The sequence below is a fragment of the Bradyrhizobium oropedii genome (assembly GCF_020889685.1).
In the GTDB taxonomy this organism is placed as follows: domain Bacteria; phylum Pseudomonadota; class Alphaproteobacteria; order Rhizobiales; family Xanthobacteraceae; genus Bradyrhizobium; species Bradyrhizobium oropedii.
In genome coordinates this window covers 1-9,740 of the sequence record NZ_JACMYO010000256.1, presented here as the reverse complement: position 1 = coordinate 9,740, position 9,740 = coordinate 1, and the positions used below count along the sequence as shown (strand labels likewise).

9 protein-coding genes and 1 pseudogene are annotated in these 9,740 nt (G+C 65.4%); 4 read left to right on the top strand and 6 right to left on the bottom strand.

Annotated elements, in window-relative coordinates; all coding sequences use genetic code 11:
- Positions 1 to 412 precede the first annotated feature (412 nt).
- Positions 413 to 823, top strand: coding sequence for an NADH:ubiquinone oxidoreductase subunit NDUFA12 (locus H8A95_RS39065; protein WP_229187893.1), 411 nt, complete (start codon positions 413 to 415; stop codon positions 821 to 823).
- Positions 824 to 1,183: 360 nt separating this feature from the next.
- Here H8A95_RS39065 and H8A95_RS39060 read toward each other — a convergent pair whose 3' ends face one another.
- On the bottom strand, positions 1,184 to 2,146 hold the full coding sequence (locus H8A95_RS39060; protein WP_229187892.1) for a LysR family transcriptional regulator: 963 nt from the start codon (positions 2,144 to 2,146) through the stop codon (positions 1,184 to 1,186).
- Between the two features lie 126 nt (positions 2,147 to 2,272).
- Between H8A95_RS39060 and H8A95_RS39055 the strand changes: the two genes are divergently transcribed.
- Complete coding sequence (locus H8A95_RS39055; RefSeq protein WP_229187891.1) at positions 2,273 to 3,028, top strand: molybdate ABC transporter substrate-binding protein; 756 nt, start codon at positions 2,273 to 2,275, stop codon at positions 3,026 to 3,028.
- Between the two features lie 21 nt (positions 3,029 to 3,049).
- On the opposite strand, the gene H8A95_RS39050 is transcribed toward H8A95_RS39055, so the two are convergent.
- A complete protein-coding gene (locus tag H8A95_RS39050) occupies positions 3,050 to 3,751 on the bottom strand; it encodes a DJ-1/PfpI family protein (RefSeq protein WP_229187890.1) in 702 nt (233 codons plus the stop codon).
- Between the two features lie 103 nt (positions 3,752 to 3,854).
- Between H8A95_RS39050 and H8A95_RS39045 the strand changes: the two genes are divergently transcribed.
- The gene (locus H8A95_RS39045) at positions 3,855 to 4,793 is read left to right on the top strand and encodes a GlxA family transcriptional regulator (RefSeq protein WP_229187889.1); all 939 of its coding nucleotides are present in this window, start codon (positions 3,855 to 3,857) and stop codon (positions 4,791 to 4,793) included.
- Positions 4,794 to 5,446: 653 nt separating this feature from the next.
- Here H8A95_RS39045 and H8A95_RS39040 read toward each other — a convergent pair.
- The 4 genes from H8A95_RS39040 to H8A95_RS39025 form a co-directional block, all read right to left on the bottom strand.
- Positions 5,447 to 5,881, bottom strand: a complete 435-nt coding sequence (locus H8A95_RS39040) for a hypothetical protein (RefSeq protein ID WP_229187888.1) — start codon at positions 5,879 to 5,881, stop codon at positions 5,447 to 5,449.
- A 123-nt stretch (positions 5,882 to 6,004) separates the two neighbouring features.
- Positions 6,005 to 7,234, bottom strand: coding sequence for a citrate transporter (locus H8A95_RS39035; protein ID WP_420839525.1), 1,230 nt, complete (start codon positions 7,232 to 7,234; stop codon positions 6,005 to 6,007).
- Positions 7,235 to 7,398: 164 nt separating this feature from the next.
- Complete coding sequence (locus H8A95_RS39030) at positions 7,399 to 8,340, bottom strand: alpha/beta hydrolase (RefSeq protein WP_229187886.1); 942 nt, start codon at positions 8,338 to 8,340, stop codon at positions 7,399 to 7,401.
- A gap of 36 nt (positions 8,341 to 8,376) precedes the next feature.
- Positions 8,377 to 9,156: an SDR family NAD(P)-dependent oxidoreductase gene (locus H8A95_RS39025; RefSeq protein WP_229187885.1), complete on the bottom strand. Its 780-nt coding sequence runs from the start codon at positions 9,154 to 9,156 to the stop codon at positions 8,377 to 8,379.
- Between the two features lie 257 nt (positions 9,157 to 9,413).
- Between H8A95_RS39025 and H8A95_RS39020 the strand changes: the two are divergent.
- Positions 9,414 to 9,740, top strand: a pseudogene (locus H8A95_RS39020) (DUF2155 domain-containing protein); the annotation flags it as partial.

The window sequence follows — 9,740 nt, the reverse complement described above, 5'->3', positions numbered from 1 at the left end:
CCGCCGCCACCGCGTGCACCACCGCCACCGCCCATCGCGCCCATCTGCGCGGCGGTCTGGGCGAACGAAACGGTCGGCGCCACGGCCAACGGCAGCGCAAGCGCCAATGCCGCGGCAGTGCTCAGAACCTTCAGATTGATCATTTTGGACTCCATCAAAACGGACAATGTCTAACCATTTGTGCGGTCGGACGTTCCAGCGCTAGACATTGATTGTCCGTCATGTTTGCGTAGCCAGCGGCGCATGTATGGCAGGTGAACAAAACTTCCCGTGACCGCGTCATTTGGTCGCCGAATGGTCGCTGGACGGGGGGCAAATTCGGGGAGTGCCGGGCACCCTTGGCGGTGGCTGGACATTTGGGGATTGAGGTGGCATCAGAGCCCCATAGCCTCGAACCGACGACCGGCCGCGCATGAAACAATTCCTGCTGAAATTCTTCACCTGGTGGAACGGCCAGACCTTTGGCACGCAATTGTGGACCTCGCGATTCGGCGAACTGGTCGGCGAGGACGAGCAGGGCAATCGCTACTATCGCACCAAGGGCGGCGAGATCGACCCGACGCTGCATTTCGAGCGCCGCTGGGTGGTCTATAACGGCTATGCCGAAGCGTCCCGGATTCCGGCCGGCTGGCACGGTTGGATGCACCACACGGTCGATGTGCCCCCGACCGAGGACAAGCATGCGCCGCGGGAATGGGAAAAACCGCATCTGCCGAACATGACCGGCACCGCGCAGGCCTACCGCCCGTCCGGCTCGACGCTGGCGAGCGGCCGCCGCCCCAAGGCGACCGGCGACTATCACGCCTGGACGCCGGGAAGCTGACCTTCACGCGGTGTTGTCTTGAGCGTGCATGCGCGCAACTACGCGCGTGCGTCGCACGCTTGCCTGTGGACAACGGTAACAGCGGGGACAGGTGCGGCGTCGCCGCTGCTTGCCGCTTGCGCCGCGCGTGGGTTGGCGGCTCAATGAAGCCATCTTACGGAGATGGGAAACCATCGCGTCGGATCGGGCTCCAGATCGCGACTGTCCCGATAAGCAGCGGCCTCCGAGTTGGATGCGGCCGGGAGATAGGCCCCCGGTACAGATGTCCTGAAATCGCCCGCAAATGTGAGGCTACCGTGAGACAGGAAGGGCCGCTCGGGAAACCGGGCGGCCTTTTTCTGTTGCAGGGCAGACGAAGCGTCAGGGCGTGCCCTTGGCTTTAGCCTTGCCTTGAGCCAGCGGCCCGGCAACGTCGCGAACGCAATCGGCAAACACCTGCGCCACCGGGCTCAGCATGCGGCCCTTCAGGGTGAAGATCGCCGTCGGCAGATGCCACCGCGGCAATGCCACGGGCAGCGCCTTGAGCAGACCGGTTCCGGGCCCGAACCGCAGCGCCGAGCCCGGAACGAGCGTGAGGTAGCGTCCGGTGGCGAGCAGGCTGATGCGCAGGTGGAGCGAGTTGCTGAAGATCGTTGCGGTGGGGACCGGCAGTTTTGCGGCATGGAATGCTTGGACGAAAGGCGAGCCGGCTTCGGCCTCCAGCGTCGACAGGATCCACGGTGCGTCGACGAGCTCTGACAGTGTCAGCTTGCGGCGGCGCGCCCAGGAGCTTTGCGGGCCGGCGACGATGGCCAGCGGTTCGTAGAACAGCGGCTGCATGTCGATGTCGGAGTCCGGTGTCTCGGTCAGCAGCCGCGAGATCACGATCTCGCATTGACGCTCCCGGAGCAGGTTGAACTGATGCAGCGCGGTGCCTTGCTCCAGCCTGACGCGCAGTCGCGGCAGTCGCTTTGACAGCCGCTCGATCGCTGCCGGCACGAGGCCGGCGGCCCATACCTCGGTGCAGGCGATGCGCAGCTCGCCCGCCTTGGGATCGGCGAGATAGGCGATCTCCTCGACGCTCTGCCGAAGTTCATCGAACACGGCGGTGCCGCGCTTGAGCAGCGCCTTGCCGAACAGCGTCGGCGCGATGCCGCGCGCAGTGCGGTCGAGCAGCGTCACGCCGAGCATGTGTTCGAGATTGGCGATCGTGCGCGAGATCACCGGCCGCGAGATCGCCAGGCGCTCGGCGGCCTTCGCCATGCTGCGCTCCTCGACCACCGTCATGAAGACGTGGAGGTCGCGAGGCTTGAGGAAACGCCCAACCCTGTCGGCCCAGCGCATATGACGTACCTAAATGGCTACCGGCCTGTCGAATAATCGACCTTGTGGATACTCCCGTTCTGGCGCTGACTCCAGATCTGGGTCTGAACTCGCAGTCTGGATCCGCTTGAGACGCAGGAGACGGTGATGAGGGGCATTCGCGTCGTGGTCACGGCGCTTGTATTGGCGATGAGCGCCACGACCGGCGGTGCGGCCGAGGTCACCGTTCTCAGCACGCCGACCATGAAAGGTGTCTTCAATGACCTTGCGCCCGCATTCGCGCGCGCGACCGGACATACGCTTGTCCTCACCTTTGAGGGCGTGCCGGTGCTCAAGCGGCAGATCGAGGCGGGCGAGACGTTCGATGCCGCCGTCCTGCTGCCGGCGGTGGTCGATGATCTCACGCGGCTCGGCAAGATCGCCGTGGGTTCGCGGTCCGACATCGCCCGCACCGCGGCCGGCGTTGCGATCCGCGCGGGTGCACTGATGCCCCAGGTCGCCTCCAGCGAGGACCTCAAGCGAACGCTGCTGGCGGCGCGATCAATCTCCTATTCAAGCGAGAGCGTGAGCGGAAGCTATTTCCTGCATCTGCTCGATCGCCTCGGAATTGCGGACGACGTGAAGCCGAAGCTCCTGGCTGTGGCAGGGCGGAGCCCGGTGGAGGCCGTCGCACGCGGCGAAGCAGAGCTGACGGTGATCACCGTGCCCAACATCGTCGGGGTCGAGGGCGTCGCTCTCGCGGGCGTGCTTCCGGATGAGTTGCAGAACTACACCGCCTTCAGCGTCGGCATCAGCACCAATGCCGGCGAGCGGAAGGCCGCCGAGCAATTGATCGCATTCCTGCACTCGCCGGCGGCTGCCGCAGTGATACGGAGCAAGGGATTGGAGCCCGTTGCTCCCTGAAGCAGCAATTGTCGCTTGCGATCACGAGGACCCGCCTTGGGTGAGCCGCGCCGCCGCGCGGCCCATCAATTCGCCGCGGCGCGCGTGGGCCGGTCCCATCCGCTCCTTCATGAAGGCGAGAATCTCGGCCGGTGCGGTATCCGGTGAGCCGGCATTGAACGGCGGAGCCGGGTTGTATTCGAGCCTGAGCTGGATCGCTTCCGCGGTCTTCCGATCGACGAGCTCGGACACCAGCGTCAGCGCGAAATCGATGCCGGCCGTGACGCCGCCGCCGGTGAAGCGATTGCGGTCGACGCAGACGCGGGTCCTGGTCGGGATCGCGCCGAAGCCGGCGAGGAAATCGATCGCGCTCCAATGCGTGGTGGCGCGGTAGCCCTTCAGGAGACCGGCGGCGCCGAGCACCAGCGATCCCGTGCAGACCGACGTGACGTATTTCGCTCCCTCGGCCTGCTTGCGCAGGAAGGCGAGCATCTCTTCGTCGTCGACCATGTCGTCGGTGCCGAACCCGCCGGGCACGCAGATCACGTCGAGCTGCGGGCAGTCGGCGAAGGTCGTGGTCGGCGTCAGGACCATGACGGAATCGCTCGGAACGGGTTCGATCCGTTTCCAGATCAGGTGCACCTTCGCGCCGGGCACCGAGGAGAACACCTGCAGCGGACCGGTGAGGTCGAGCTGGGTCACCTTCGGGAAGACGAGCAATCCAATCTGCAGGGGTTCGGACATCGGAAGCCTCCAAATAGCGCTTGACGGAACCACGATGCCATGATGGCCTCCCGTCCAGAATGGCGTATTTCCCTCATTTTCGGACGTGGCGAGGATTTGGCAAATGATCGGCATCCTGATCTTTCCCGACTTCCAGTTGCTCGATGCAGCCGGTCCGATCGCGGCCTTCGAGATCGCGGCGCGTTTCGCCAACGACGCGCCCGATATCAAGACGATTGCGGTGAAGGCGGGGCCGGTGCGCTCTTCGTCCGGCGTCGAGATGCTCGCACGCGGCCTCAAGCCGTCGGCGGCGATCACGACGCTGATCATCGCCGGCGGCAATGGCGTGCGCACGCCGGCGAGCTGTCCGACCACGCTGTCATTCGTGCGACGGATGGCGGGCCGCGGCATTCGCGTCGCCAGCGTCTGCTCGGGCGCCTATGTGCTGGCCGAGGCGGGCCTGCTCGATGGCCGCCGCGCCACCACGCATTGGCAGCGCACGCCGCATTTCGTGAAGACCTATCCCAAGATCAAGCTCGAACCGGACCAGATCTTCGTCCGCGACGGCAATATCTGGAGCTCGGCCGGGATCACCGCGGGCATCGATCTCGCGCTCGCCATGATCACCGAGGATTACGGCGACGAGATCGCGCAGAAAACCGCGCGGCAGCTCGTGCTGTATCACCGGCGCAGCGGCGGCCAGTCGCAGTTCTCCTCCCTGCTGGAATTGAAGACGCCGAACGGCCGGTTCGGGCCGCTGCTGGCCTGGGCGCGCGAGCATCTCGACGCGCCGCTGACGGTCGAGGACCTCGCCGACAAGGCCGGGATGAGCTCGCGGCATTTCACCCGCGCCTTCATTGCGGAGACCGGCACCACGCCGTCGAAAGCGGTCGAACGGTTGAGGATCGAAGTGGCGCGGCAGCGCGTGCAGTCGTCAGGCGAGGCGATCGAGCGCGTCGCCGAGATCACCGGCTTCCGCGATCCCGAGCGGATGCGCCGCGCCTTCATCCGCGCCTTCGGCCAGCCGCCGCAATCGCTGCGCCGTGCGTCACGCGCCGGGTAGGTCGTGAATTGCGAACGCCGGCGAGCTCTCGAACGAGCTCTTGGAAAACGGCGAAGCGAGCACTGCCGCCGATGAGGGACCGTCGCCAAACTCGTCGGCACCGTCGGCAGAAGCAATTTGAGTTTGGGACAAGCTCGTTGTCCAAACTCATCCGATCGATGCTGTCTTTGTAGTGAACCGACGCGACGGTTCCCGTGACCCACATCAAGTGGTGTTGGGGACCAGAGGAGGTTCTAGTGACAAAGCATCGAACGATTACCGGGTTCGTGGCGGTCGCCCTGCTGGCTGTCACTGCAACCGCCGCGACGGTGAGGTCGCACTTGCCCCGGACCGCAGGCGTTGTCGTCTCCGACGCGGACGCGCTCCCGGCCAAGGATTTTAGCGACCGGTGGTCCGCGATATCCGCCTTACCGTCGGCGACCGACATGGCTGAGCGCGCACCTGACGCGCGCTGAATCGGTCAGGTCCGGCCCTTCGAGGCGCGCAGGGTTTGCTGCAGCACAAAACCCCCGCCGAAGCGGGCAGCGATCTCGAACGACTTGGTCCCGAATAGAAACTAACGGTTCCGCCGCGCCGGATTGGCGCAGCCGTTCACCAATACACGTTGAAAATCGACGAATGCGCTGAGCACGAAACGTGCCGGAGCCCAGAGATCACCGGGTCAAGGTGTCGGTCGCGATCTTCTTCTTGAGTGCTTCGCAGGTATCCCTGACCTCCGTGGTCATCAACGAGACGGCTTCGATCTGCAGGAAAAAGCGCTTGCCTTGATCGCGGTAACCCGCAGCGAACTCCTTGATTTCCGCGATCATGTCGTGGACGCCTGCCACCATCGCCTCGCAGTTCTTGGCGGCCAGTTGCAGTTCCGTTCCAAGGGCCTCGATCTCTTTCACCGCCGCTTCATATTCGCGCACGACCGCCTCGGCGGACAGCATGCCCACCTCATTGACGCCGTTGCGGTGCTCGACATAGTCCGGCATCGGTGAGAGAGGCCGAATATTGCCGCGTGGTCGATGCGAACTCACCGTTTCGATTTCGCCTTCCGTCTTTTCCAACGGGGCGCGGGCGAGGACTTCTGCACTAACACTCATGCGAACGCTCCATAAGTTGTTACGGCGAATGGAGTTTAGCAATGTCAACGGATTTGTCTCGCTTTTCCACAAGTTTGAAATAGCGCGATTGTGCGCCGCAACACGGCGAGATCAGCATTTCCGTCAATGCGGCGCGTCGGGATGCCAGCCGAGCAGGGCGAGCATCACGAAGAAGCCGACCACGTAGGCCACCATGATCGGCCAGCCCTGGGTGATCCATCGAACCACCGACTTGGCCTCCGGATACATGTTGGACACCGCAACGCCGGCGGACGACCCGAACCAGACCATCGATCCGCCAAATCCGACCGCATAGGCCAGAAAGCCCCAATCGTAGCCGCCTTGCTTCAGCGCCAGCGCGGTCAGCGGAATGTTGTCGAACACCGCCGAGACGAAGCCGAGCCCGAGCGCGGTCTGCCATGATGCGGCGGGCAGCTTCTCCACCGGCATCATCGAGGCCGCCGTCACCAGCGCAAGCAGGAACACGGTGCCCTTGAGCGTCTCGGGCATGACAGACCAGTCCGGCCGCCGCAGCACCGAGGTGACGAGGATCGCGGCCCAGACCGCGAGCCCGAGCACGGGCAGAGCGTCGAGCAGCGCCGGGAATTTCAAATTTGCGGTGATATTGGCCGTGAGCGCGGCGAGCAGGATCACGGCGACGATCGCAACGCGCGCCCAGTCGATGTGGAGGCCGGACGGTGCTTTCTTCACGATCGGGGAGAAGCGGTGCTGTTGCAGCGAGGCCGGCACCGCAAACACCAGCATTGCGACGGCGGCGGCGACATAGGCGTCGACGACGGTGAGCGGGCTGACGCCGTCGATCCACATCATCGTCGTCGTGGTGTCGCCGACGACACTGCCGGAGCCGCCGGCATTCGACGCGGCGACGATGGCGGCGAGGTAGCCGATATGGACCCGGCCGCGGAACACGTGGCGCGCGACGGTGCCGCCGATCAGTGCGCCGGCGATATTGTCGAGGAAGGCCGACAGCACGAACACGATCACCAGCAGGATCAATCCGCCCTTCCAGTCATCGGGCAGCAGCGCCGGCATCTCGTCGGGGATCCGGCTCTCCTCGAAATGCCGCGACAGCAGCGCAAACCCCATCAAGAGCAGGAACAGGTTCGCGAGCGTCACCCATTCGTGCTCGATGTGGTGCACCAAGCCGGGCAGGCCTGCGCCGAATGTCGCAAAACCCGCGAAGATCAGCTTGTAGGCAACGATCGCGGCAAGGCCCGTGAGCGCCACCGCAAGCGTGTGATGATGGAAAAGCGCGACGCCGAGCAGCGTCAGCGCGAACAGGACGAAATCGAGCGGGATACCGTAGACGAGGAGTGGCGTGAGCAAGGTGATCTCGCTGGCTGGAGTGCCCGGCGGCGTGAAGCGCGTCCGGCCGCACTATCGCGCGGCGCGGGGAACTTCAAGGCGCGCTAACGCCGCAAGGTGCGCCGGCCATGCGCTCACGAGCCCAGATCGGGGGACGCCGGTACCAGCGCGTTGCCCCTCGATCTGATCGCTCAGCCCAGCGACCTCAGCCAGGTGCTGATCTCGGTCACCGCCACATTGGCCTGGTTGAGCAGCTTGCCCATGGTGAAGAAGCCATGGAACTGGCCGGGGAAATGCCGGTAGGTCACGGGCACGCCGGCGTCCTTCAGGAATTTCGCGTACTCGTCGCCTTCGTCGCGCAAGGGATCGGCGCCGGCGGTCAGCACATAGGCCGGCGGCAGTCCGGCGAAGCTGTTCGCGCGTGCGGGCGAGGCGCGCCAGTTGCTGTTGTCGGCGTCGCCGAGATAGTGATTGCCGAACCAGCCGATCACCGAATGCGTCAAGAGGATGCTGGTCTCGGGTTCGCTGTGCGAGGGATGCTTCCGCGAGAAGTCGGTTGCGGGATAGACCAGCAGTTGGGCTGCGAGCTTCGGTCCGTTGTCACGGGCGGTGAGGGCGACCACGGCCGCGAGGTTGCCGCCGGCGCTGTCGCCACCGACAATCAGGCGCGCGGCATCGATGCCGAGATCCTTCGCGTTGGCGGCGACCCATTTGGTCGCGGTGACGGCGTCGTCCACCGCAGCAGGGAAGCGATGCTCGGGCGCGAGCCGGTAATCGACCGAGATCACGATCAGCTCGCCCTCATGGGCAAGCTTCTGGCAGACCACCTCATGGGTATCGAGATCGCCGATCACCCAGCCGCCGCCGTGGAAGAACACGAGGCATGCTGCCAGTCCGTTGGTCTTGCGCAGCGTCTTCGGCGTGTAGATGCGGGCCGGGATCGGGCCGTGCGGCGCCGGGATCGCCAGCTCCTTGCTCGATTCAAGCGCGGGTGGCTCGGGATTGGAGACGATTCGGGCGGCGCGATAATATTCGCGGGCTTCCGGCGCGGTCAGCGATTCATAGGCTGGGCGGCCGGCCTCCTGGAACGCCTTGTAGACGGCGGCGGCATCGGGATCGAGAACGACGGGCATAGGCAACAAACCTTCTTGTCATGCTGAACTGAAGTGTCAGGCGGCGATGCGGCCGCCGTCGACGGTGTAGGCGGAGCCGGAGACGTAGCTCGCCTCGTCGGAGGCAAGGAAAGCGACGATCGAGGCGACCTCGCTCGCGAGCCCGAGCCGGCGCGCCGGAATGCGGTCGACGATCTTCTCGACCGGCGGCGGTGCGTTGCCGCCGGAACGCCCCTGCAGGATGGTGCTCAGCATGCGGCTCTCGATCATGCCGGGACAGACGCAATTGACGCGCACGCCGGTGCCGGTGCATTCCCAGGCCGCGCTCTTGGTCAGTCCGATCACCGCGTGCTTGCTGGCGCTGTAGACCGCGATCATCGGCGATCCTACGAGGCCCGCGATCGAGGCGGTGTTGATGATGCTGCCCTTGTTCTGCTTCAGCATGACCGGCAGCACATGCTTCATGCCGAGGAAGACGCCGACGACATTGACGTCGAGCACCCGGCGAAAGCTTTCCAGCGAGTATTCGGGGATCGGCTTGATGTCGCCCTCGATGCCGGCGTTGTTGTAGAAAGCGTCGATGGTGCCGAAGCGGTCCACGGCGGCGCGGACGTACTCCTTGACCTCGTCCTCATCGGTGACGTCGGCGGTGATCGCGAAGGCCTCGGCCGAGGCGGGCAGCTCCCTGATGGCGGCCGCAAGATCGGCGCCCTTGCGATCGACCGCGACAATCCGCGCGCCGCGTTCGGCGAGTAGGTGAAGCGTGGCGGTTCCGATGACGCCGGCAGCCCCGGTGACGACGGCGACCCGGCCATCGAGCCTGATGCGATCTGGCATGTTGGGTTTCCTCTGGCTGGTCCGGTTCGATCCGGATTTTCCTGGTTTTCACGCGTGGCCGCGCGCCTTCAGCGTGAGGACTATCACACGTGTTCCCAGGAGTTGACCAGAGGGTGACCAGCGGCTGACCGGTGCGCCGGGGAGGGTGGCCGGACGCCCTTTCCCCGCCGTATTCGGCGTGTTAACCGGTGGCCTGCGAGCGGCCGATATCAAGGTAGACTGTCGCGAGCCCGATTCGCCCTCTAAAGCCGCGCGAGATGCTTCGAACCGTTGCCCTGACTGGCTTTGCGGCCCTGGTTGCCGCCTCAACCATCTCGCTTGCGCCGCCCGCGCGCGCGCAGATCGGAACGATTTTCTCCGATCCCGCGCCGCGTCCGCCCGGCTCGATCCCGCGTGGCCAGCCGGCGCCTCCCAGCGACGACGACGAGGAAGTGCCGGAATTGCCGCGCGGCCGCCTGCTGCCGACCCAGCCGCGGGCGTTGCCGCCAGGGCAGGCGGTGCCGCCGCCGGGTAGTGTGCAGTCGCAGCCTTTGGCGCCGCCGCCAGGTAGCACGGTCGCTCCGCCCGGCGTGGCCGTGCAGCCG

Bases quoted from the DNA above. Each gene is read 5' to 3' on its own strand.
- H8A95_RS39050 (WP_229187890.1), bottom strand. From the start codon at position 3,751: ATGTCCGAACCCCTGCAGATTGGATTGCTCGTCTTCCCGAAGGTGACC.
- H8A95_RS39055 (WP_229187891.1), top strand. From the start codon at position 2,273: ATGAGGGGCATTCGCGTCGTGGTCACGGCGCTTGTATTGGCGATGAGC.
- H8A95_RS39065 (WP_229187893.1), top strand. From the start codon at position 413: ATGAAACAATTCCTGCTGAAATTCTTCACCTGGTGGAACGGCCAGACC.
- H8A95_RS39045 (WP_229187889.1), top strand. From the start codon at position 3,855: ATGATCGGCATCCTGATCTTTCCCGACTTCCAGTTGCTCGATGCAGCC.
- H8A95_RS39060 (WP_229187892.1), bottom strand. From the start codon at position 2,146: ATGCGCTGGGCCGACAGGGTTGGGCGTTTCCTCAAGCCTCGCGACCTC.
- H8A95_RS39040 (WP_229187888.1), bottom strand. From the start codon at position 5,881: ATGAGTGTTAGTGCAGAAGTCCTCGCCCGCGCCCCGTTGGAAAAGACG.
- H8A95_RS39030 (WP_229187886.1), bottom strand. From the start codon at position 8,340: ATGCCCGTCGTTCTCGATCCCGATGCCGCCGCCGTCTACAAGGCGTTC.
- H8A95_RS39025 (WP_229187885.1), bottom strand. From the start codon at position 9,156: ATGCCAGATCGCATCAGGCTCGATGGCCGGGTCGCCGTCGTCACCGGG.